This window comes from Algoriphagus halophilus, assembly GCF_041729275.1.
Lineage (GTDB): Bacteria > Bacteroidota > Bacteroidia > Cytophagales > Cyclobacteriaceae > Algoriphagus > Algoriphagus halophilus_A.
The window spans coordinates 4,406,516-4,429,283 of record NZ_CP146486.1 but is presented as its reverse complement, the minus strand read 5'-3'; the positions used below and the strand labels follow the sequence as shown (position 1 = coordinate 4,429,283).

The following is a 22,768-nucleotide window of genomic DNA, read 5'->3' as shown; positions in this document are numbered from 1 at the left end:
TGGATCTCAACTCCAAGTAAAAAAATCGGATTCTAAATCTTCCTAAAATACTTCGAAATTACTAATCCCGAAAAGCAAAAAAACAGTTGGGATTCATGTAAACTTGAGGGTTTCCTAAATATTATTTTTCGGAGGTCAATACCTGCCATTACTTCCAAGTCAATTAAAATGAATATTTTAGAATGTAAGGACTAATTAAAAAAGGTTTTCTACAAGATTTTACGAGAAAGGCTTACCATCATAAATGAGTTGGATGGTGATTTATGGATAGGAAGTACTGTGTTGGAATCCGCGGCAAAGTATCCATTAAAATACCACCATATTGAGTGTATTAAACCAGAAAAACATGAAAGACCCGCAATTTATTGGTGCTTGGGAACTACAAGAATGGACCATTGAGAAAGAAGATGGGAGTATAGAATTTCCCTATGGAGAGGATGCCATAGGGAAAATAAATTATGATGGCCATGGACAGATGTCAGTCATGATCATGAAAAACAATCGGCCATTAATGCTATCTGAGGACCCTCTTCAAAGTCAACCAAATGAAGTTCTTGCAGCGTTTAAGGGGTTTATTGCCTATTCGGGGAATTATGAGGTACACCCGCATTCTAATCAAGTAGTCCATCAAATAAAAATGAGTTCATTCCCGAATTGGGTCGGTCAAAATCAAATCAGAAAATTTGAGTTCAGGGATGACCAACTCATATTAAGTACTGATTTCATTGGTCCAAACAAGCATAAATTGGTGTGGCGTAAAATCCTAACTGTTCAAAATCCTAAATCCTGAACTTATTACCTCAATTCATAAAAATAAATCGTCTGCACATCCTTCTCTACTGCATCAGGATCTTCCCCAGGCAGATAGCTTGCGAAGATCACATCCCTGATGATATTCAGTTTTATGTCAAAATCCCCTTCCCAAAGCTTTTCCTTCCCCTTAAAGATTTGATACGTAGGTGTTGATTTATATAGATCCACCAATTCCATAAATTCCTTTCCTCCTATTACCTCTTTTGGAAGTGCTTCCACCTCCTCTTTTGGAGCGGCACTATAATAACTAGTCAATAAATAACCATTGGAAAAGGTGAAGTTAATATACTCTCCAGCTGCCAAGCTTTTAAAAACTCTTGGTTGCTTCCCAGTTCGGCAGGCTCAATCAGCTTGTAATTTTCCTCAGGATTTAAATCCAGTTGATCAACCAAGGTTAATTCCGGCAACTGGTACTCATAAAGCTCGGGAGAGTTGGGAAACAAGAGATAGAGTTTATTGGCATCAAACTGAACCAGCGGATCCAATTTGGCATAGTAGCCTGGTTTTTAGCCAATTGACTTTCTTTGGGAATAAATTCGGATTGTAGGACTTCATAGGTTTCAATGTCCCTTAGGGTAATAAAAGGATAAGCTATGCTATAATCTTCCTTTTTTATGATTTCTGGCCGGTCACTTGCCTCTATGGAAAAGGTGTATAAAATATCTCCATTCGTATCAAAACCGGGACTTCCCCTACGGTTCGTGTGACCAGCTCATAGTTATTCTCCCATTTCTCCTTTAACCTAAAGTCAAGGTCATACACATAAGTACCAGAAATGGTCTGAATCAAGAGTTCATTATCCTTCCCATACCTGGCAGCAACAAAATAACCAGCCTGCATGCTGTTCTTTCCATCTCCGGTCAAATTTGCGGATTCCAAAATTTCTCCATTGGGACTGATTCTTAGAAATTCGGAAGTCTTCCAATCATAAAATAAATACTCCGAATGGTCGGTTTTCACATCCACCAAGCTGGGCTTGGTCAGCCGATCAATCACCAAACTATCTACCACGACTAGTTCAGGAATGTTTTTGGTTTCGATCGTGTCGGTGGCTTTTTCGCTGCAAGACAACATTGCAGAAAGCAGGAATACCCAAAAAATTTGTTTCATCATAAGCTATTTCTAACAAAATAGGTATTTAAACCCTTAGTCAAAAAAGTTTGATGATTTTTAACTATTCTAGTTTCTAGGACCAAATCTTACACTCTATTGTTGATTAAAATGGCCTCAACTGGAAATCCTTTAATTCGAATGACAAATTATTGGGTAGTTTAGGGTATAAAAGCCAGACATTAATGAATAGACGCATTCATTTGGCTTGATAATGACAACTACTAACCCATGATCAATTTCTTTTGAAAAATTCGCCAAAATCTACTTTTAGAAGGTAAAACTAGAAAGTATATAAAATATGCTTTTGAAGAGATTGTGTTTGTGATGGTAGGGATTCTTTTAGCACTTCAGCTAAGGAATTGGAACAATCAGAGGACGGATTTCCAATCTGGTTCAAGCGCGAGAATAGGACTATTACCCATACGAATACCTTTCGAGATTGAAATCACGAAAAGCAAAAAAGCCAAAGACAGAAGCTGACTGGGTCCATTGGTAGAATTCAAATTAATCCTAAGGGAATATTCCTTATTTTAAAGTTCCCAAACAACACACAGACCATGAGCAAAGCATTACTTAGTTTTTTATCACTCCTTTTAATCTCTACCATTACCCTGGCCCAATCCTCGCTTGATGAGCAATTAAACAATCATCAGTTTCGGTTTATTGGTCCTGAAGGCAATCGTGCGATTGCGGTAATAGGCGAACCAGGTAATCCACAAGTTGCCTATATTGGCGCTGCTTCTGGGGGACTTTGGAAAACGGAAGACATGGGCATCAACTGGCGCCCCATTTTCGATGATCAGGATATATCCTCCGTAGCTGCGGTGGAACTGGCCCCTTCAGACCCCAATCAGGTGTGGGTAGGAACCGGAGAAACATTTATCATTAGACCAGCCCATGCCATGGGAAATGGGATTTACTTCTCTCCTGATGCAGGCAAAACCTGGGAACACAAAGGTTTAGAAAAACAGGTCGTATAGGCCGGGTTTTAGTTCATCCGACTAATCCTGAAATAGTTTATGCAGCCTCCTTGGGACACACCTATGGGCCCCAAAAAGAAAGAGGAATCTATCGTACCAAAGATGGTGGAGATACCTGGGAACATGTCCTATTCATTGATGAAGGAACCGGGGCTTCAGATTTAGCCATTGATCCCGAAAACCCTGATATTCTCTATGCTGCCATGTGGTCCATCCACATCAATACTTGGGGGCTCAACTCAGGTGGAGCAGGTAGTGGTATTTATAAATCCACTGACGGTGGGGATACCTGGGAACCCATGAGCAAGAATGGCTTGACCTTCGGAGCAGAGAGACCCGTAGGCAAGACTTCCGTAGCCATTTCACACAGCGACCCCAATGTGGTCTATGCACTTTTTGAGGCAGAAAGCCCTGAAGTATGGCGCTCTGAAGATAAGGGCTTGAGTTGGGAATTAATGAGCCAGGAACATGACTGGAACGAGCGTGCACCCTACTACACGCGACTCCGTGTTAACACAGGAGATCCCAATGAAATTTACTCCATGTCGGTACGTTTTGTCCATTCCTTAGACGGGGGTAAAACCAGAAATCCCAGACCGCCCCGTGGCGGAGGTGACAACCATGACATTTGGATTGACCCCACCGATCCGGACCGGATCATGGTAGCCCATGATGGAGGGGTAAGTATCAGTTTCAACCATGGAGCTTCTTTTCAACGGGTGGTATTGCCGATTGCACAGATGTACCATGTGGCGGTAGATGACCAGATCCCCTATAATGTTTTTGGAAATAGACAAGATGGTTGGTCTTATATGGGACCTAGCAATTCTTTGGCAGGATACATTCCTTTGGGACTTTGGAAAGGCGTTGGGGGTTGTGAAAGTGGCTTCGCCAAACCTGACCCGGTGGATAACCATATCATTTGGTCTGGCTGCTACGATGGTGGGTTGGAAAGGCATGATCTGAGAACCGGCTATTCCAGAGAGGTGCGCGTATGGCCAGAAGCAGGCTATGGTTGGGCTCCGGCAGACATGAAATACCGCTGGCATTGGAATTTTCCACTGGCACATTCTCCTCATACCAAGGGAAGAGTCTATGTGGGAAGCCAGTTTGTGCATAAGACAGATGATGAAGGCCAAAGTTGGCAAATCATATCACCTGATCTGACTTTGAACCTGAAAGACCATCAGCAAAACTCGGGAGGAGTAGCCACTGATAACCTCATGACTTTTGATGGGGCCACTCTTTTTGCCATTGAAGAATCGAAGTTGGAGGCGGATGTGATTTGGGTCGGGACAAATGATGGGCAAGTTCAATTGACCAAGGATGGCGGAAAAAATTGGACCAATTTGACCGCAAATATCCCGGATCTTCCAGAATGGGGAACCATCGCCAACATAGAGCCTTCTCGTTATGACAAGGCCACAGCCTATATCACGGTGGACCTACATCAAATGGGCGATTTTGATCCTTATATTTTCAAAACCACTGATTATGGACAAAGCTGGACCAGGATTTCCGAGGGTATTCCAAGCTCTGAATCAAGTTTTGTACATGTGGTCAAAGAAGACCCAAAAAGACCGGGATTACTCTTTGCCGGTATCGACAAAGGGATTTATGTCAGCTACGATGATGGACAAAGCTGGAGTCGTCTAAAACTCAACCTTCCCCTGCTCCTGTGTATTGGTTGGAGATCCAGGAACGTTTTGATGACTTGGTAGTGGGAACCTATGGTCGTGGTTATTACATTTTGGATGACCTTGCCGCTGTCAGAAATCTAGACAATATGCAAGAGGTCGCATTCTATGAAGTTCGGGATGCGTATCGCTTTAACGAGCGAGAAAACATCAAAACAGATGGGGCCAGCTTCAATTCAGGTCGAAACCCAAATTATGGGGCAAGTCTGAATTATCATTTGCCAGAAGCTTTTGTTGGGGATGCCAAAATTGAGATTAAAAATACCAATGGGGAATTGGTGCGTAGCTTGCCTGCCCGTACCAATGCCGGAGCCAACAGGGTGCAATGGGACTTACGCTATGAGCCTACTTACACTCCAAAACTTCGTGTGGCACCTCCAGGAAGGCCTTGGGTTCAACTCAATGGGGAAGGTTGGAGACCATTGGTGCAATGGGATTTAGACCTGATGGCAGGACAGTATGGCCCAAGGGTTGTGCCTGGCGAATATACCGCCAATTTGATTTTGTCAGATTCAACGGGTACAGAAGTAGCGAACACATCCACCACATTTATGGTCTTGAAAGATCCTTATGCTGAAGGCAGTATGGAAGATTTGCAAGCCCAAGTTGCTTTCTCTTTACAATTACGTGATGCCATGAATTTGGCCGTTAGTAATATCAATGCAGTTGAACAATTAAGAAAAGAATTGGACATCATTCTCGCTGAAGAGTCAGATCGGAAAACGCAGCAGGAGGCCTTACGATTAAAAACAGCAGCCGAAGAAGTAGCCTCCAAACTCTATGACATCCACCTGACAGGTGCACGTGAAGACGCCTTTCGATCCCCTATCAAGCTTTATGGTCGCTTGAGTGCATTGGCCAGTGATATCAATGCAAGTGGAATCGACTACCGTCCTACCAACCAGCAGGGTGAAGTTTATCAGGTTTTAGACGCACGATTACAAGTGGCCATTGAGCAATTTTCAGAACTGATCAACCATGACATTCAGGAGTTCAATAAAGCTTTGGAACGAAAAGACCGACGAATAGAAATTGAGAAAGTAAGTAAAAACTAGGTTTCATGTAAGCGAATAAGCGCATCCATGTCTTTTTCCTGATCAGCTCAAGCTGTTTTAGAATTTCTTCTACCCATTAACCATTGAGGTCTCCAACACCTCAATGGTTTTTTTAATGGCTCCAATTTTCTTTTATGAAGAGCTCCCATGAATACACCAATTTGGAATCAACTAAAAATGAGTATTTTAGAAAAACTCCGATTTAGCGGAATAAGTAGATTAACACATCGGGTATTCAATAACTAATTCAGATTAATCATCAGAACATATGAGAAAACACTTCTTTTTGGTGCTCAGCATACTACTTTGGATCATCATGGTCATTGGTTTTTCTGACAATTGGTTAACCGACGTCCATCAACCCAGTAACTCACAACCCAAATTTCTAATTCATGCTTTTTTGCATTTAGCTGGTTTACCCTGTTGGTCGTACAAAATGTACTCATCAGAAAAGGAAATGCGGCAACTCATATGAAAGTCGGAAAAATTGGCTTTCTGATTTACATCGGTTTTCTACTTAGCACCTTACCCCTCTACTTCAAGGAATTTGCACCATTATCGATCATGGTTTTTAGTCAGCTTGTTTTTGGATCAATCTTAATCGGATTGGCCTATTACAACAGAAGAAAAGACACCAATAAACACAAGGCCAATATCATGTTAGGCTCTTTCCTGCTCATCCAACCGGCCTGGGACCGTGCAGTGGGGCATCTGTTTGGAGATTTCGGTTTAACATGGATCTTGTTTTTTATCCTGGGCTATGGGCTATTTATCTGGTACCATAAAAAGCTCAAGTGGCAAATAGCGGTGGGGTTTTTGATTTGGGCAGCAGGCCTTGCCAATGTAATCAGTCATATGGGTTGAAAAACTCCTGTCTTCCTAGAACAGGGCAATGATCCAAATGAGGAATCTCAAATCATAAAAAAAACCGAGCCTAGGCCCGGTTTTGGTGTTGGTTTAGTACAATTAATATTACTTCTCTAAAGAGATATATTTTAAAAACTCATTTCGAGCTTGTTCGTCTTTTTCAAATTTGCCTGAAAAGAAAGATGTCACGGTGGAACTGTTCACATCCTGAACTCCTCTGGAACTTACACACATATGATTGGCATCCATGATAATTGCCACATCATCTGTCTTCAAAACCTCTTTCAATTCGTTCCCGATTTGCATCGTCAGCCTTTCTTGAACTTGTGGTCTCTTGGCAAAATATTGTACAATTCTATTGATTTTAGATAGGCCAATTACTTCTCCACCTGAAATATATGCTACATGAGCCTTACCATAAATCGGTACAAAATGATGTTCGCAGTGGGAATGGAAGGTGATATCTTTCTCCACCAACATCTCATTGTACTTGTACTTGTTTTCAAAAAGTTTGGCAACAGGCTTTTTTTGGATTCAAACCGCTGAAAACTTCTTTTACATACATTTTTGCGACACGATGAGGGGTCCCTTTCAAACTATCGTCAGTCAAATCCAAACCCATGATATGCATGATTTCACGGAAATGCTTTTCGATTAATTCGATCTTTAATTCATCATCCATCTCAAAAGCATCCTCTCTCAATGGTGTTTCTAAAGATGTCCCCACATGCTCTTCCCCAATTTCTTCAAATGAGGCGCTGGAAATATTAATTCCCATCGTATTCAACAAAGTTTCTTTCTGTTTCATAAAGTCGAATCTTTAATTCGAATTTCCGATCAATTTTATCCCTCAAAATATTCCAAATAACCACTGCAATGTTTTCGGCGGTTGGGTTAAGTTGACTGAATTCATCGGTATCCAGGTTTAAATTTTTATGATCAAATCTATTTAAGACATGCTCCTTGATCAAATCGCTGAGCACTTTCATATCATATACATACCCAGAAGTTGGGTCTACCTCCCCTTTCAAAGTCACCACTAATTCATAATTGTGACCATGATAATTGGGATTATTACACTTACCGAAAAAAGCCTTGTTTTGCTCATCTGACCATTCTGGATTGTGTAAACGGTGCGCGGCATTAAAATGCTCTTTTCTAAATACGGTAACTTTCATGCGTTGTTTGAACAGTGGAAATTTATTTTTTGTTTATCTTTTTCTAGATTTTTTTAAACATTATTAATAATTCCCTACTGATCAGGGCTTTAAATTTAAAATCAGCTGCAAAATTACAGAATAATATTTCGCTATAAAAGCCGTTGAGTAATCAAGCAACTTAATAACTGGAAGAACTTAGCAATAGGTTCCCATAAATAGTTGATCCAAATCAATAAAATCCTTTAAAGTTCTGAACCATTGGAACTTTTATTCCAGAAATCAACATTGTATCTTTGAAAAATCACCCGGATTAAATGATTTCAACCAATTTACTTATTCCCATTCTTTGGATTTTCAGTTACGTCCTTCCATTGGAAGAGCCAACATCGATTGAAAAAACCATGGTGTCTCCACCCCTTACTTTATACGAGCAGTTGGCTGAAACTTCAGTTGCGCTCCCCAATAAGGAAGTGTTCGATCTTGCCTTTAAGGGATGGAAGAAATTGAGTGGAGAGTTGAAATCGCAGGTAATTACCATCATTGATTTTAGTTTGCCATCCACAGAAAAGCGACTTTGGATCATTGATCCACAAAACAAAATGGTATTGCTGCATACGGTTGTTTCCCATGGGAGAAACTCCGGTAATCTGATGGCCAGCAAATTCTCCAACCAGCCAGAATCCTATCAAAGCAGCCTTGGCTTTTATAAAACCGCTGAAACTTATCATGGGAAACATGGCTATTCCCTTCGCCTGGATGGTTTGGAAAAAGGGTTTAATGATCAAGCCAGGAATCGAGCAATCGTGATCCATGGTGCTGATTATGCCCGAGAGGAATTTGCAAAGAACGTAGGGAGATTGGGAAGGAGCCTGGGTTGTCCAGCGCTTCCAACAGAAATCTCTTCAAAAGCCATTGACTTTATCAAAGGAGGCTCTCTTTTGTTTATTTATGGAAAAGATCCCAATTACCTCAAGACCTCTGCTTTGATTCAGTCTTCAGAGGTGCTTTCAGCTTCTTGATCAATTCCGTATCCCGATGGTAGATATCAGGTCTGAAATGAGCATTTCCCGACTCATCAGTCCAAAATGTCAAATACAGCAATAGTACAGGGATTTCTCTGTCCAGTTTTACCACTTCTTCTTGTTCCTTATGCATGGCCTCTTGGATTCGTTCCTTGGTCCATTTTTTATCTTTCAGCAAGGCTTCCGCAAAAAGGTCTGGGTACTGAATACGGATGCACCCATGGCTCAATGCTCTTGACTCTCTCGCAAAAAGACTTCTGGCGGGGGTGTCATGAATGTAGATGTTATAATCATTTGGGAACATGAATTTCACCAAGCCCAAGGAATTGGATCCTCCTGGCTTTTGTCTGATACGATATGGAAAATCAGCGCCCTCTTTTCCCGTCCAGTTTACTTGCTTTGGGTTCAGGACTTCTCCCGAGTTAGACACTACTTCCATATTTTTCTCCCTTAGATAATCTCCATTTTTTCGTACAGAAGGAATGATTTCATCATGCGTAATGGAAGGTGGAATGTTCCAATAGGGACTAAAAACGATGTAACTCATGGGAGCCGTAAATACCGGGGATTCATTGTATTCTTTCCCTACAATGACTTTAGCAGATAGCGTGGTATCCCCATTATTCATGTAGTCCAATTGGTAATTGGCAATATTCACCAAAACCAATTCTTCCTCCCATTTGATCTCAGGAATCCAACGCATCCTTTCAAGATTGACCGAGGCGATTTCAATCAGCTTTTCAGGAGAATCATTTAGGAAATCAGCGGTCAACTCCCCTATCGCTCCATCTGGATTCATTCCATTTTCCAATTGATAACTTTTCAAGCCTTTCCACATGGTAGAATCAAAAAGAAGGGGATCCTTCACCTCATACGCTCCCAGGTAACCCCAGAACTTCAATCGATCCCTTAAGCCAGGTACAGATGCATGCGTATCTCCAACTTTTAGAGAATGCTCGAAACTGACAGGCTTCCAGCTCAGCGTATCATCCTGGCTCTTCTCATATAGACTTTGAATTACTTCTCTTCCCTTCGTGTACATTTCTATTTCAGGATAAAGGGATGCCAGTGCTTTTTGGATGTCAAGACCATCCGCTACTTCTTCCAGCAAATCTTGGGAATTGATTTTCGATTCTTTTGCCGCTAATTTCCAATAGGAGCCCCTCGAATTTGGAGCGACTTTTCCCACCTCCAAGTCTTTGGAAAGCCTCAAAAATGCATCCGTCATCAGGAACTCCAAATCCACTAATTCTGGAGTGGACTTGGGTTTAAGAATCTTTCTTTTTCCTTCAATTTCTTCGAAAAACTCCTGAATCAAAATTTGATTGTAATCTTCTGGGTTAAGTCCATCGTATTTGACATGGTCAATTTCCTCAAGGAAATTTTCAGCAAGAGAATTGATTTTTCCATTCTCTGACCAGATTTCTTCAAAATCCCTTTCTGCATAAAAGGCCTTGATTTCTTCTGAGCTAAGTAGTGGTTCTCCTGCAATCTGAACAGCTTGTTTTTCATCGTAGGAAGAAAGTCTCATTTCTATTTCCTCCGTAAGATCCGACCTTCCCATTCTACCCACTATAAAAATGGCGGCAGCAATAAGAAATAAGGTTAAAATAATAATCAATGGTTTATTTTTCATAGTCAAGGTGGGTAGGTTGAGGTATTCCTATGCTCCTCAGTCCAATTAGAATGCTGGATTTTCAAAGCTTCATAAAGAATCGAAAAAGAAGGCCATATAGGTTCCAAATGAAGTTTTTGATTAAAAAAGAAAAATCCATTTGAAATGGATTCAAATGGATTCGCGAAATAAAATCCCTGTTTTGGGGAATCGGGACTCTCTTATTAGTCCAAACTGTTCTGCTTCAAAGCCGACAGTACTTTTTCGTCCCGATCATAAATATCCTCCCTAAAATGTGCCTCTCCCTTGGAGTCTGCCCAAAACGTAAGATAAACCAACACCACAGGGATTTTACGATTCAATTGGACGACTTGTTCCTGGGTCTGATGCATGGCAGTTTGTATATGCTCCATGGTCCAGGTTGGGTCATCTGCCAACAGGATCTTGGCAAAATCCTGGGGATTCCTTACTCGGATACATCCGTGACTTCGGGCTCGGTCATCCAGAGCGAAAAGAGACCGGGCATTGGTATCGTGGATATAAACGTTGTGTTTGTTGGGAAACATAAATTTCACCAAGCCCAAAGAGTTTCCTTCTCCGGGTTTCTGACGAACCAAATATGGGAATGACCTGGAATTCCAGTTAATGGTACTTGGATCTACCACCTTGCCTGAAGGCGTGATGACTTCCATGTTCTTTTCAGAAATGTAATTCGGGTTTCTCCTCACACTGGGAATGATTTCACTTTGGGTAATGGAATAGGGAATATTCCAATAAGGACTAAAAACGATGTAACTCATGTCTGCCATAAATATGGGGGATTCATGGTACTTCTTTCCTACTATCACCCGTTCGGAAAAAAGGGTGTCGAGATTTTTCAGGTAATCCAACTGGAAATTGGCAATATTCACCAGAATAAACTCTGCATTTTTTACCGTATCTGGAAGCCAACGCAGCCTTTCCATATTGACGATCGCCGTATTCAGCTGTTGCTGGGGACTATCATTAAATGCCAGGACTGTCTTCTTACCAATAATACCATCTATATCCAACCCGTGCGTTCCCTGAAAATCCTTGATTCCATCCATCATGATCGAGTCATAGAGTCTATCGTCTTGGAACTTATATTCCTCCAGTAAGCCCCAATAAATCAAACGTTCCCTTAATCGGGGAATCACTGAATTGGATTCTCCAACACGGATTGCCTTGTCAATTTTGACCTTTTTCCAATTCAACGTATCCTCTTTTACCTTTTCTACAAGCTCGCGGATGACTTCCCTCCCTTTCTTATAGATGCTGAATTTGGGATACAGAAGCTCCATGTTTCCATGAATATCATTTTGAGCCAAGGCTTGTTCCAACAAGACAGGATAGTTAAAAACGGGCTCTTTTCTGGCGATTTCCCAGTCCTCGCCAAACTTAGACGGATCAACCTTGCCGATCTCGAGGTTCCTAGCCAAGTGAAAAAAGGCATCGCTTAAGAAAATATCGAAATCTGCCAGATCTCCTGGTTCGTTTGGTACTCCATTGGCCTGGTTCGCTTCAAAAGTCCTGAAAAAGGACTCAATCCTACTTAAATGGTAATCCTCGGGCGTCAACCCATCAAATTCAGATTGAATAATCTCCAACCTCAAATCATAGGCTGCTTTTGTCAATAAACCATTTTGAGTCCATGCTTTTTCAAATGCCCGATGATTATAAAAGTCGATGATCTCGTCCGCAGTCAATAAGGAAATCTTACGGATTTCAATCTTATCTAGGGGTTCATCTGATTCCATTCTGAACCGGATCAGTCTACTCACCTCATCTTCAGATTGGGCATATAAAGAATCAATATGAACTATAAAAAAGAGGAGCAAAAAGGTAAATAATGGAATTTTCATAGATAATTATGATTTATTGGATTTGAAAGTCCTGATATTTTCTTCCTACTTCCCAAGCCTCCTTGAGCATCTCCAGGAAATCACCCATTCTGTGAAGGGGAATCAAATTCGGCCCGTCGCTCAATGCTTTAGCTGGATCTGGATGGGTTTCTATAAAGAAGCCATCAATCCCGGTGCCTGCTGCAGCCCTTGCCAAAATCGGCGCGAATTCCCGTTGCCCTCCGGATGTTCCTCCTTGACCTCCCGGTTGTTGAACTGAATGAGTAATGTCAAATACCACCGGGGCAAATTGCCTCATGATGGGCAGCCCCCTCATATCCACCACCAGGTTATGGTAGCCAAGGGAAAAACCTCTTTCGGTCAAGCACACGTTTTCATTGCCTGTAGACCGCACTTTGGTCACTGCGTATTGCATATCTTCCGGTGCCATGAACTGACCTCTCTTGATCTTCACTGCTTTTCCGGTTTCTCCGGCAGCCAATAATAAATCGGTTTGTCTACAAAGGAAGGCAGGTATTTGCAAAACATCTACTACCTCAGCTACTTCCTTTGCTTGGTAGCTTTCATGAATATCTGTAACCAAAGGAACGTCCAAAGCCTTGCCTACGCGTTGCAAAACTTCCAAGGACTTATCCATCCCAATACTTCGGAACGAACCTGAGGAAGTTCTATTAGCTTTATCAAATGAAGCCTTAAAAACATAGGAAAAGCCATGTTCTTCTGCCCAAGCTTTTACTTTGGTGCCAATTTCAAGGCAAATATCATAGCTTTCTACGGCACAAGGGCCTGAAAAAAGTACCGGTTTTTCTTCCCCTAAAATCACCTGATCGGTAATTTTCATGGGTTTAGTATTTCTAATCATGCTTCTTTAGTTGATAAACTCTCAATAATCGGGACCAATAGTCCTTTGGAATGTAAAATCAAATCGCCTACCTCTCTAAACACCCCTTCTCCACCTTTGCTTTGGGTCACCCAATGGGCAAATGGCTGTACATAGACCAAGGCATCTGCAGGACAAATGGCAAGTCCTACTTGGCTTAGTATGGGAACATCGATCAAATCATCCCCAATGTAAGCAACGGTCTCCATGTCTATTTCCATGGTTTCCAGGAGATCGTTTAGCTTTTTGCCTTTATCCTTCACTCCATGGTAATGAAAATCAAACTTCAATTCCTCGCATCGGTTCATCACTACTTGGGACTCCCTGCCAGTAATTGCTCCAACCAAAACACCGGATTTCCTCAAATGCTTGACAATCAACCCATCTTTTACATTGAATTTTTTGAATTCCAATCCTCTATCGTCATAGATAATACCCCCGTCTGTCATCACCCCATCTATATCCGAAATCAGGAGTTTGATCTTTTTGCCCGTTCCCAGATCTCTTCAGAAATTGAACTGAAATAGGATGCGATTATTTTTTCTGTTTCCATTGGATTGAATAAAGGTCTAATCTTCTTTGTTCTAAATTTCTTACACTTCCGGCTTTTCTTTGCTTGGTCAATAAATCCAAGTCTACATCTGCCACAATAATGGTTTCTTCATTTTCAGAAGCCTGCGCTACCACCGCATCATGAGGAAAGGAGAAATCAGATGGTGAAAAAATGGCTGCTTGAGAATACTGTATATCCATATTTTCCACCTTAGGAAGGTTTCCTACAGAACCCGTGATCGCCACATAACATTCATTTTCGATGGCCCGGGATTTGGCACAGGTATTTACCCGAAGGAAGGCATTTTTTGTATCCGTCCAGAAGGGCACAAATAGTATGTCCATCTCCTGTTCTGCCAAGATCCTACCCAATTCAGGGAATTCCACATCATAGCAAATCAGAATACCGATCCTTCCAGCGTCCGTATCAAACACATTGATTCCATTTCCTCCCTGAAGTCCCCAATAGGCTGCTTCATCAGGAGTGATATGGAGTTTGTATTGCTTGGCTTGCGTACCGTCCCTTCTACATAAGTAACTCACGTTCCTTAGTTTTTTGCCATCGTACTCGGGCATGGAACCGCCAATCACATTCACATTATAAGAAACTGCCAAGTCACTCATCCTGGAAACAATCTCATCGGTATAATCGGCCAGGTTACGGATAGCTTCAGAGGCATCCATGTCATTAAACTCTGCCAACAAAGGGGCATTAAAGAATTCAGGAAGCAAGCAAAAGTCTGATTTGTACCCTGATACCGTATCCACGAAAAACTCTACCTGTTGCATCAGGTCATCCACATTGGAAAAACGACGCATTTTCCATTGAACCAGACCCAATCTTACGATGGATTTCTTATTCCCGATCAGCTTTTCATCTTTCTCATAATAGATATTGATCCACTCCAAGAGGGTGGCATAGGCACGTGAATCAGTATCTTCAGGAAGGTATTTGGTAATTACTTTCCGAACGTGGAATTCATTGGCAAGCTGGAAAGACAACACCGGATCAAAAATCTCTTTATTCTTGACCAAATCGATGTATTTACGAGGGGTCATCTCATCCGCATAATTGGCATATCCGGGGATTCTACCTCCGGCAATAATAGACCTTAAGTTGAGGTTTTCACAGAGTTCCTTTCGTGCATCATACAGTCTACGTCCAATACGCATTCCACGGTATTCCTTATGCACAAACACATCGGTTCCATACAAGGTATCTCCCTCGTCGTTGTGGGTGTCAAACTTCCCATATCCCGTGATCTCATCATAGGTATGGTTATCACCGAACTGATTGTAGTCTACGATCAAACTCAAGGCTGCAGCCACCACTCTCCCATTGTCTTCAATACAAATCTGACCCTCTGGGAAAACTCGTAATTGATTTTTAAGTTCTTCTTTAGTCCAGGCACCCCTGGATTTTTATAAATCGAAACCATGATTTCCCGGATATCATCAAAATCCGAGAGCTTTATATTCCGTAGCCGAAGCCTATGTTCAAGTTCTTCTTTATTCTTACTCATACGTCAAAATTAATAAAATCCAATCATCCATTTTAAAAGCAAGACTAAATCACTCTTAAAACAAAATAGTATATTGAATTTTTAATCAGGTTTAAATATATATAGTTTAAGGCCCTTGTTCTCAATAATATTAAAGGCGAAATTTCGACAAAGTACCCGAATTATATGCAAGAAAATCTAAATCAAGTAGCAAAAGAAAAAGCTTCCTCATTTATAGAATGGTTTCAGGACCTCATGAATTACAGCCTTTTCAATTTGGGAGACTCTAAACTTACCATTGGATTAATCATTACCCTATCCATTTCATTCGTCGCGCTATTTGTGGTGACAGAATGGATCAGACGGTTTATGGTCCATAAGGTTCTGAAGCGATACCATATAGACGTAGGTACCAAGCAATCTATTGGGACCATGATCAAATATCTATTGATTCTGGGAGGGATCTTTTCCATCCTACAAACCAATGGGATTGATCTTAGTGCCTTTGGGATTTTGGCCGGTGCCTTGGGTGTGGGTATTGGTTTTGGTCTTCAGAATATCACCAACAATTTCATCAGTGGACTGATTATCCTATTTGAGCAACCCATCAAAGTCGGAGATCGAATTGAAGTGGGAGATGTAACAGGGGATGTAATCAAGATTTCTGCACGGTCCACTATGATTGTCACCAACGACAACATCACCATCATCGTTCCCAACAGTCAATTCATAGATAGTCAGGTAATCAACTGGTCCCACAATGAGCGAAAGATCCGTTTCAATTTCCCCGTCGGGGTTTCCTACAAGGAGAATCCAGAAAAAGTCAGGGAAATATTACTGGATGTCGCCAATGCCAATAAAGGGGTATTGACCACTCCGGAGCCAGATGTACTTTTTGAAGATTACGGGGACAGCAGTATCAACTTCAACTTAAGGGTTTGGACTTCTGAATATATCAATAGACCAAAAATCCTTAAAAGTCAGTTGTATTATGAAATCTTTAGAAGATTTGGTGAAGAAGGGATCGAAATTCCATTCCCTCAAAGGGATTTGCATCTTCGCTCCGGATTTGAAAATATGATTAAATAGCCTATTTTTCGTAAATAAACTCTTTTCATTCAGGAAAGCTTGGGGTTGAACATGAGAAAACTGTTATTCATAGGTCTGTTTATCTGCACTTGGTCAGCCGCCAATTCTCAGAGCTTTTACCGGTATCGTTTTGAAGAACCCTGGTCTATCGGAGCAAGTATAGGACCTACCCAATATTTTGGAGAGTTATATTCCTTTTGGAAATATCAGGAAGGAATCCAGCCAGATTGGAACGCCACCTTTTCGGTGAGAAGAACGATAGGAACGCACCTTCGAACAAGGTTGGAAGGCACTTATTACAAAATGTCCGGTGCGGATGAACCTTCAGATCCAAGAGCCTTCAGATTTCCCAGAAATCTAACCTTCCGAGCCAAAAACTGGGAAATATCCAGCATCTTCGAATACCATTGGCACCCGGTCAAAGTACCCAATATCCATAGACCACTTTGGAACCCCTATATTTTTGCAGGATTGGCATTGTCCACCAATAATCCTGAAACACAGCTAGATGGAGAGTGGGTGGATTTAAGGCCCTTACAACTCGAAAACAACCCCTACGAGCGTTACATCATCGCTTTCCCAATGGGACTGGGCCTTAAATACAAGTTAAATGTATACATGGACCTGACGTTTGAGGGGAATTATAGATTCACGCTCACCGACTATATGGATGATATTTCCGCCTATAATGTCAGTGAATTTTACCTGGATCTGGTGGAAGATTATGTAGATGGAAGCAATCCAGATCGCTTGAGGCTAGCCATTAGAAACCCTCAGTTTTTAGATGACAATGGGATGCCAGACGTAGATAAAATCCTAAAAAATGGGGGCAGAATCAGAAGAGGCTCTGGATTAAGACACCGTTTTGATGGGTATTTGACCATCAACATAGGATTGGAAATTCACTTATCCGAAGACATCTTCGAAAACTGGATCTTCCGGGATCGAATCTACGAGAAGCGATTTAGATTCTGGTAATTCAAAGCTTAATACTAAGCACAGCCAAATCACTTTGAAACACCAGCGTTTCAGTCGTTCCAATCTGATAATTCGGGATTTTTTCATGGTGACCGGAAACCAAAGCCATCAATCCTATTTTATGCAAATCACTGAATTTCTCTAGTCCGGTTTCAGGATCGGAATAATTAAACACGTGTTTATGGAAGGTGAGCTCCTCAAAGCCCTTCATAAAATGATTCATACGTTCCTCCACTTCAATCGAATTGGTAAAATGAGCGGGGGTATTGACAAAAACCAGATGCACACTGGCTCTAAAAAGTTTAACCAATGGCTTGATACGTTCAAATGCAGTTTTGGAAGCCGGGTCAAAATTTGAGGCAAAACCTACTTTCCGAAACCCATTCCCATCCAATAATTCCTTGACAGCAAGAACAGGATAGGGGAGTTTCTTAAGATTTTTTGAAGGGTACTCCCAATAAAATTCACTCCCCCATTCCCTTTTCCATAAGCTCCCAAGACAATCAAGTCGGTGGAATACTACTCTTTGCAACCTGAAGAATTGATTCAAATGGAACACCAATTTTCACGATAGGTTTGATCGGGGCTTTGGCAGGAGCAATATTTCTTAAATAGGAGGGCAAGACTTCCTTGGCTTCATTGTATTCATCCAGAACTTGAGAATGTTTGGCTTTTGCCTCTTCAGATAAAAATTCCCAATCCAATTCGGTAGGGACCACGGTAACACATAAAATTTCTGCACCTGACTTATGACTGATTTTATAAGCAGTCTGCAAAGCGGCAACAGCGTATGGTGAAAAATCGAAAGGAACGAGTATAGTCTTCATGGTTATTGGGGTTAATACTTAAACCTCAATATCCTTAAAAACCTATTAACTTATCCTAATGAAAATCAACGAGAAACATGATAAAAATCCTGTTTTCAAAAGCAGGCCTAGACCAGGTCTAACTCCATCTTCACATCACATCTACAATATTTACCCGCTTCTGGCACCGATTCATAAAAACCAAGTTTTTTGTAAATATGTAAGGCTGGCTGAAGTTTGGTACTACTATACAGGACCAGTTTCTTCCCTCCCATTTCTTTGGCCTTTTCAATAATGGCCTTACCCAATAACATACCTACGCCCTTTCCTTGGGCAACTGGCTTCACTCCCATTTTCACCATTTCAAAAATTCCATCTTCTGCTTTCGCAAGGCCTACAGTGCCCACAACTTCATCGCCCATCTTGGCAAAAATAATATCCCCTCCAGGTTGGATGATTACCTGCTCAGGATTTTCCAGCTGAGCAATATCAAAGGGTTCCAGCGTAAAATAATCTTCTACCCAAGCTTTGGTGATCGCTACAAAATCAGCTTTGTAATCAGGAGAATATGGAATTATGCTCAGATCGCTCATGGAAATAGGGTTTAAATAGGCTGTAAAAATAAGCAGAAACCCTTAGCTTAGGAATACTAAACATCAACCAACGCATGAAATTGAAACAATTAATCCTCGGATTGGCATTCATCTTTTGCCTTCCAATGATGGTACAGGCTCAAAATCCTGAAGCAAAAATCAAAGAATTAGGTCTTAACCTACCCGAAGTCGGTGTACCTATGGGGACTTACGTTAAATGGCGACAAGTAGGAAATGTGCTTTATCTTGCCGGAAATGGACCTGATGTGTACGGCAAAGTGGGGGCTGATCTAACCGTGGAAGAGGGGTATCAAGCTGCTAGAGAAACAGGCGTAGAAATTCTGGCTGTGCTCAAAGCTGCTACGGGCGGGGATCTGAGCCGAATCAAACAATTTGTAAAAGTATTGGGAATGGTCAATTCTGCTCCTGACTTCACCAAGCATCCTGCAGTCATCAATGGTTTTTCTGACTTGATGGTAGAAGTGTTTGGAGAAGCGGGGAAGCATGCAAGATCTGCCGTGGGTGTGGCAGCACTGCCCAATGATATTGCCGTAGAAATAGAGGTAATCGTCGAACTGAAAGACTAGGCTCAAAACAAGCTCTGTTGGACAGGAAAACCTTCCAACTCCAGCAGTGCTTGTTTTCTTTCCAAGCCTCCTGCATAGCCTGTCAGCTGACCATTCGTGCCGATAATCCTGTGGCAGGGAACAATCACCAAAATGGGATTGGCTCCAATAGCTGCTCCCACCGCACGAATCGCTGCTGGGTTTCCCAGTTTTTGGGACAATTTCATATAGGTAGTCGTTTGCCCGAAAGGGATTTCATTCACGGCCTGCCAAACACTTTTTGAAAATCTGTTCCTTTTAAATCCAAAGGAAGATCAAATACTTTTCTCTTGCCAGAGAGGTACTCATCCAGCTGATGTTTTACTTCCTTCACCATTCCTTCCAAGGATTCATCACTCACCGGATCCTCGGTAAACTGAAGTAAAGTGAGTTTCCCCTCATCTAGTTCGATGAGCATGTTTCCCAGGGTGGTGGCTATAATTGGCATGGACTAATCAGTGTTTTTTAAAAGAGGGTACATAAACGTATTTCAACTGCATTTCGCCGAACGGAATGAGACATATTTCCATTTCATTAGTGAAGACATCAACTCATCGCCAATCGATACCTCCAAATCTCCCTTACCTGTTCAATCTCCACCTCAAAAGGCGGGTAAATCGGATTGGCGGAACAAAGTAGCAACTTCTTTTCTTTTTGGATTCGATTGTACGCCAGTTTAAAAGTCACGCCATCCTGTTCGGTTACCACCACATAGCGTTCCCCATTTTTGATGGACAGCCAATCATCTACATATTCACATACGATCCAAGCTCCATCAGGGATGGGGAGCATAGAATCTCCATCTACCTGAAACACGCGATGCTTTTTATCCATGGGTAGAAATGGCAAGGCAAATCGAGGCAGTTCAGCAATGTATTCCGGATCGGCAAAACCGGCCAGGTAACTTGCTTTGGCACGTTGGGAAACCACTTCGATTAGCTCCCTCCCCTGTTCATCCACGGTCGTCGCCAAAACCCGAAGTTTTCTTCCTCTTAGAAACTGGTCTGTTTCCAGCAATTCACGAAGCTTATATTCCGAATAAGATGTCAAATCTTCCCGAAGCAAGATATCCACTGATACCCCCAGATGATCCGATAGCTTCACCAAGGTTTCCAAGGGAGGATTGACATTGAGCTCATAACCTGCCAGTTTAGACCTGGAAATCCCCAAGGCAGAGGCTAACATCTCTTGGGTGAGCGATTTTTTCTTTCTTAGAAACTTAATGTTGGCGTTTAAAGTCATAATTATATCTGAAATACAGTGGAAACACAATGGAAATAAGCCCGCAAGCGGGCGAAATACTAGACTAGCTATTATCTTTTAGTTGATTTTTAGCAGAATAAGTAGATTTAATCATGTTATTTAACCTGACTTGAACATCACGCCTGAGCTGATTGAATAATAAGAATTCTTGATCAGAAACAACACCTCTTTCAAAGCCCAAATCAATCCAATGTTCTACGCCTTCGGATAAAGATGCCCTTGAAATGTAATAGAATCTGGATTTTTCTGAAAAATGAAATCGAGCATATCCCTCGGCAATATTTGCTCCTACTGAATTAATAGCAGATAACATTTGATCGCCCCAAACCTTCTTTTCTTGAAAGCTCAACCGTTGATAAACAGTCCATTCACTAGTAGAAAGCTTTCGGGAAAGACGATAAACCTCTAGCTCATGAATTGGGATATAAGCTGATTTCTCATTCATATTTTATTTTTTAGCGAAGTATATTTTTTACGAAATAGATTTCGAATCAATTATTTCACCGACCGAAGGGAGGTGTATTTCCATTTTATTTCTATTGTATCCGCTACAGGCAAATCCTGCAAAGCATGTCTTTTGTTATTTGTCAATCTCCTTCAATCTTTCACTCCAAGTATCCAAATATAAAACTTTTGTTTAAATTATAAACATTAAAATGTCAATTTAATTAACAATGCAAATGGAAGGGAAGAGAAGCATCGTGCACATGGATTTGGATTCCTATTTTGTGTCGGTAGAACGGTTATTTGACAGTAGGCTCAACGGGAAGCCTATATTGATCGGGGGCTCAGGAGACCGTGGGGTCGTAGCTTCCTGTAGTTATGAAGCAAGAAAATTCGGGGTACACTCTGCCATGCCCATGCGTACTGCCAGGCAACTTTGTCCCGAGGCATTGATCATCCGAGGAGATTTCGAAAAGTACAGTCAAAAATCCCACGAGGTCACCGAGATCATCCGGGAGGAAGTCCCTTTGTTTGAAAAATCCTCCATCGATGAATTCTACATCGACCTTACGGGAATGGATCGCTTTTTCGGTTGCTTCAAGCTTTCGCAGCAAATCCGACAACGCATCATGAAAGAAACGGGACTGCCTATTTCCCTGGGACTCTCAGAAAACAAAACTGTCTCCAAAGTAGCTACGGGTGAAGCCAAACCCAATAATGAAAAACAGGTTCTTTTTGGGGAAGAAAAGCCCTTTCTCGCTCCTCTTTCGGTACGGAAAATCCCCATGATCGGAGAGAAAACCTCCCAAACGCTCTACAATATGGGCGTTCGGAAAGTGCATACCTTGCAGCAAATGCCAGCCGAACTCCTGCAGGCTACTTTTGGGAAAAATGGGAATATGATCTGGGAAAAGGCTAATGGCATCGACCGGTCTCCGGTAACTCCTTACTCTGAAGCCAAGTCCATCTCTACGGAAAACACCTTCGAACAGGACACCATTGATGTGAAAATGCTGGAAGCAACGCTCGTAGCCATGTGTGAGCAGCTCGCTGGAAAACTGCGTCAAAACCTACAGTTAACAGCCTGTGTGAGCGTCAAGATTCGCTATTCGGATTTTGATACCCACACCGTGCAGCAACGCATTCCCTATACTTCCGCAGACCATACGCTGATCCCACTGGTCAAGGAACTTTTCCGTAAGCTCTACAGCCGCCGCATGTTAATCCGCCTGATTGGAGTACGTTTCAGTTCGCTGGTTTATGGGAATTATCAGATCAAACTCTTTGAAGATACCCAGGAGCAAATCAACCTGTACCAGGCCATGGACAAAATCAATGGAAAGTTTGGAGAAAAAACCATCTGCCGAGCCGTAGGCATGGGCGTAGGAAGAAGAAGGTTTAATCCTTTTAATGGGATGGCTGTGTAAGGGAATTTAAAATGGAATCCATTGGAACTCTATTGCAGCTGGATTCAATCAGGGATTAATTTCTCTTTAAGAAAATCTATCTCAAAAAATCAATGTAATTCTCTCTATGGACGATCTGAAACTCGGTATTGGGATAAGCTTCCTCAAAACCTAAAGGAAGTTTAGCCTTCCGCTCAGGATTCCATTTTGCCTCAAATGAAAAAGTTTTCCTTCACGCTCCTCGAGCCAGTCAATTTCCTTTCCTGTAGTAGTCCGCCAAAAATAGACATTAGTAGCTATCCGATGGTAGCTCAGGTATTTCATCCGCTCACTGATTAAAAAATTCTCCCAAAGCGCCCCTTTATCCGTCCTTAATTCCAAAGAATTGAAATTATTTTGATGATACCCCAGAATTTCGAACTTCTTGGTTATTAATCTCACTTCG

26 protein-coding genes and 2 pseudogenes are annotated in these 22,768 nt (G+C 41.7%); 10 read left to right on the top strand and 18 right to left on the bottom strand.

Features of this window, described 5'->3' with window-relative positions; genetic code table 11:
* The first annotated feature begins 346 nt into the window (after nt 1-346).
* The gene (locus V8V91_RS23765; RefSeq protein WP_159439202.1) at nt 347-790 is read left to right on the top strand and encodes a lipocalin-like domain-containing protein; all 444 of its coding nucleotides are present in this window, start codon (nt 347-349) and stop codon (nt 788-790) included.
* Between the two features lie 5 nt (nt 791-795).
* On the opposite strand, the gene V8V91_RS23760 is transcribed toward V8V91_RS23765, so the two are convergent.
* The 3 genes from V8V91_RS23760 to V8V91_RS23750 form a co-directional block, all read right to left on the bottom strand.
* Entirely contained in the window at nt 796-1,116 is a 321-nt protein-coding gene (locus V8V91_RS23760) for a hypothetical protein (protein WP_373397542.1), read from the bottom strand.
* Nucleotides 1,065-1,298 carry a hypothetical protein gene (locus V8V91_RS23755; RefSeq protein ID WP_373397541.1) on the bottom strand — a complete coding sequence of 78 codons (234 nt, stop codon included), beginning with the start codon at nt 1,296-1,298 and terminating at the stop codon, nt 1,065-1,067. Before V8V91_RS23755 ends, V8V91_RS23760 begins: the two co-directional genes overlap by 52 nt.
* Nucleotides 1,299-1,452: 154 nt before the next feature.
* A complete protein-coding gene (locus V8V91_RS23750) occupies nt 1,453-1,926 on the bottom strand; it encodes a hypothetical protein (RefSeq protein WP_373397540.1) in 474 nt (157 codons plus the stop codon).
* 557 nt (nt 1,927-2,483) lie between these two features.
* Between V8V91_RS23750 and V8V91_RS23745 the strand changes: the two genes are divergently transcribed.
* The 4 genes from V8V91_RS23745 (at nt 2,484) to V8V91_RS23730 (ending at nt 6,522) form a co-directional block, all read left to right on the top strand.
* Nucleotides 2,484-2,906, top strand: coding sequence for a WD40/YVTN/BNR-like repeat-containing protein (locus V8V91_RS23745; RefSeq protein ID WP_373397539.1), 423 nt, complete (start codon nt 2,484-2,486; stop codon nt 2,904-2,906).
* Between the two features lie 50 nt (nt 2,907-2,956).
* Nucleotides 2,957-4,627 carry a WD40/YVTN/BNR-like repeat-containing protein gene (locus tag V8V91_RS23740; RefSeq protein ID WP_373397538.1) on the top strand — a complete coding sequence of 557 codons (1,671 nt, stop codon included), beginning with the start codon at nt 2,957-2,959 and terminating at the stop codon, nt 4,625-4,627.
* Complete coding sequence (locus V8V91_RS23735) at nt 4,585-5,658, top strand: hypothetical protein (RefSeq protein ID WP_373397537.1); 1,074 nt, start codon at nt 4,585-4,587, stop codon at nt 5,656-5,658. Before V8V91_RS23740 ends, V8V91_RS23735 begins: the two co-directional genes overlap by 43 nt.
* Nucleotides 5,659-6,129: 471 nt before the next feature.
* Nucleotides 6,130-6,522 (top strand): hypothetical protein, encoded by a 393-nt coding sequence (locus V8V91_RS23730; RefSeq protein WP_373397536.1) that lies wholly within the window; start codon nt 6,130-6,132, stop codon nt 6,520-6,522.
* A 108-nt stretch (nt 6,523-6,630) separates the two neighbouring features.
* Here the strand turns inward: V8V91_RS23730 and folE are convergent.
* Together folE and V8V91_RS23720 are read right to left on the bottom strand one after the other, a co-directional pair.
* Nucleotides 6,631-7,333, bottom strand: a pseudogene (gene folE, locus V8V91_RS23725) (GTP cyclohydrolase I FolE).
* The gene (locus tag V8V91_RS23720) at nt 7,293-7,703 is read right to left on the bottom strand and encodes a 6-pyruvoyl tetrahydropterin synthase family protein (RefSeq protein ID WP_373397535.1); all 411 of its coding nucleotides are present in this window, start codon (nt 7,701-7,703) and stop codon (nt 7,293-7,295) included. Before V8V91_RS23720 ends, folE begins: the two are co-directional and overlap by 41 nt.
* Nucleotides 7,704-7,999: 296 nt before the next feature.
* On the opposite strand from V8V91_RS23720, the gene V8V91_RS23715 reads away from it, so the two are divergent.
* Nucleotides 8,000-8,704, top strand: coding sequence for a murein L,D-transpeptidase catalytic domain family protein (locus tag V8V91_RS23715; RefSeq protein WP_373397534.1), 705 nt, complete (start codon nt 8,000-8,002; stop codon nt 8,702-8,704).
* Here V8V91_RS23715 and V8V91_RS23710 read toward each other — a convergent pair.
* From V8V91_RS23710 to V8V91_RS23690, 5 genes and pseudogenes are all read right to left on the bottom strand, one after another.
* Entirely contained in the window at nt 8,655-10,343 is a 1,689-nt protein-coding gene (locus tag V8V91_RS23710; protein ID WP_373397533.1) for a murein L,D-transpeptidase, read from the bottom strand. The genes V8V91_RS23715 and V8V91_RS23710 overlap by 50 nt on opposite strands.
* A 203-nt stretch (nt 10,344-10,546) precedes the next feature.
* A complete protein-coding gene (locus V8V91_RS23705; RefSeq protein ID WP_373397532.1) occupies nt 10,547-12,205 on the bottom strand; it encodes a murein L,D-transpeptidase in 1,659 nt (552 codons plus the stop codon).
* 13 nt (nt 12,206-12,218) lie between these two features.
* Nucleotides 12,219-13,067 (bottom strand): 3-deoxy-8-phosphooctulonate synthase, encoded by an 849-nt coding sequence (gene kdsA, locus V8V91_RS23700; RefSeq protein ID WP_373397531.1) that lies wholly within the window; start codon nt 13,065-13,067, stop codon nt 12,219-12,221.
* On the bottom strand, nt 13,064-13,534 hold the full coding sequence (locus tag V8V91_RS23695; protein WP_373397530.1) for a KdsC family phosphatase: 471 nt from the start codon (nt 13,532-13,534) through the stop codon (nt 13,064-13,066). Before V8V91_RS23695 ends, kdsA begins: the two co-directional genes overlap by 4 nt.
* 85 nt (nt 13,535-13,619) lie before the next feature.
* Nucleotides 13,620-15,160, bottom strand: a pseudogene (locus V8V91_RS23690) (GNAT family N-acetyltransferase).
* 165 nt (nt 15,161-15,325) lie between these two features.
* Here V8V91_RS23690 and V8V91_RS23685 point away from each other — a divergent pair.
* Together V8V91_RS23685 and V8V91_RS23680 are read left to right on the top strand one after the other, a co-directional pair.
* A complete protein-coding gene (locus V8V91_RS23685) occupies nt 15,326-16,228 on the top strand; it encodes a mechanosensitive ion channel family protein (protein WP_074223313.1) in 903 nt (300 codons plus the stop codon).
* A gap of 51 nt (nt 16,229-16,279) precedes the next feature.
* Nucleotides 16,280-17,206 (top strand): DUF6089 family protein, encoded by a 927-nt coding sequence (locus tag V8V91_RS23680; RefSeq protein WP_074223312.1) that lies wholly within the window; start codon nt 16,280-16,282, stop codon nt 17,204-17,206.
* Between the two features lies 1 nt (nt 17,207).
* On the opposite strand, the gene V8V91_RS23675 is transcribed toward V8V91_RS23680, so the two are convergent.
* From V8V91_RS23675 to V8V91_RS23665, 3 genes are all read right to left on the bottom strand, one after another.
* Nucleotides 17,208-17,738, bottom strand: a complete 531-nt coding sequence (locus V8V91_RS23675) for a hypothetical protein (RefSeq protein ID WP_373397528.1) — start codon at nt 17,736-17,738, stop codon at nt 17,208-17,210.
* Entirely contained in the window at nt 17,710-18,033 is a 324-nt protein-coding gene (locus tag V8V91_RS23670; RefSeq protein WP_373397527.1) for a universal stress protein, read from the bottom strand. Before V8V91_RS23670 ends, V8V91_RS23675 begins: the two co-directional genes overlap by 29 nt.
* Before the next feature lie 107 nt (nt 18,034-18,140).
* Nucleotides 18,141-18,605 carry a GNAT family N-acetyltransferase gene (locus V8V91_RS23665; RefSeq protein WP_074223310.1) on the bottom strand — a complete coding sequence of 155 codons (465 nt, stop codon included), beginning with the start codon at nt 18,603-18,605 and terminating at the stop codon, nt 18,141-18,143.
* Between the two features lie 74 nt (nt 18,606-18,679).
* On the opposite strand from V8V91_RS23665, the gene V8V91_RS23660 reads away from it, so the two are divergent.
* On the top strand, nt 18,680-19,192 hold the full coding sequence (locus tag V8V91_RS23660) for a RidA family protein (protein ID WP_373397526.1): 513 nt from the start codon (nt 18,680-18,682) through the stop codon (nt 19,190-19,192).
* A gap of 2 nt (nt 19,193-19,194) precedes the next feature.
* Here V8V91_RS23660 and V8V91_RS23655 read toward each other — a convergent pair whose 3' ends face one another.
* The 4 genes from V8V91_RS23655 to V8V91_RS23640 all read right to left on the bottom strand — a co-directional run bounded on the left by V8V91_RS23655 (nt 19,195) and on the right by V8V91_RS23640 (nt 20,918).
* Entirely contained in the window at nt 19,195-19,434 is a 240-nt protein-coding gene (locus tag V8V91_RS23655; protein ID WP_373397524.1) for a methylated-DNA--[protein]-cysteine S-methyltransferase, read from the bottom strand.
* Complete coding sequence (locus V8V91_RS23650) at nt 19,431-19,658, bottom strand: hypothetical protein (RefSeq protein ID WP_373397523.1); 228 nt, start codon at nt 19,656-19,658, stop codon at nt 19,431-19,433. Before V8V91_RS23650 ends, V8V91_RS23655 begins: the two co-directional genes overlap by 4 nt.
* 98 nt (nt 19,659-19,756) lie before the next feature.
* Nucleotides 19,757-20,452 (bottom strand): LexA family transcriptional regulator, encoded by a 696-nt coding sequence (locus tag V8V91_RS23645; RefSeq protein ID WP_074223307.1) that lies wholly within the window; start codon nt 20,450-20,452, stop codon nt 19,757-19,759.
* Nucleotides 20,453-20,516: 64 nt separating this feature from the next.
* A complete protein-coding gene (locus V8V91_RS23640) occupies nt 20,517-20,918 on the bottom strand; it encodes a four helix bundle protein (protein ID WP_373397522.1) in 402 nt (133 codons plus the stop codon).
* 235 nt (nt 20,919-21,153) lie between these two features.
* Here V8V91_RS23640 and dinB point away from each other — a divergent pair, with 235 nt between their 5' ends.
* Complete coding sequence (dinB, locus tag V8V91_RS23635) at nt 21,154-22,344, top strand: DNA polymerase IV (RefSeq protein WP_373397521.1); 1,191 nt, start codon at nt 21,154-21,156, stop codon at nt 22,342-22,344.
* Between the two features lie 150 nt (nt 22,345-22,494).
* Here dinB and V8V91_RS23630 read toward each other — a convergent pair whose 3' ends face one another.
* Entirely contained in the window at nt 22,495-22,764 is a 270-nt protein-coding gene (locus tag V8V91_RS23630; RefSeq protein ID WP_373397520.1) for a DUF4143 domain-containing protein, read from the bottom strand.
* Nucleotides 22,765-22,768 lie beyond the last annotated feature (4 nt).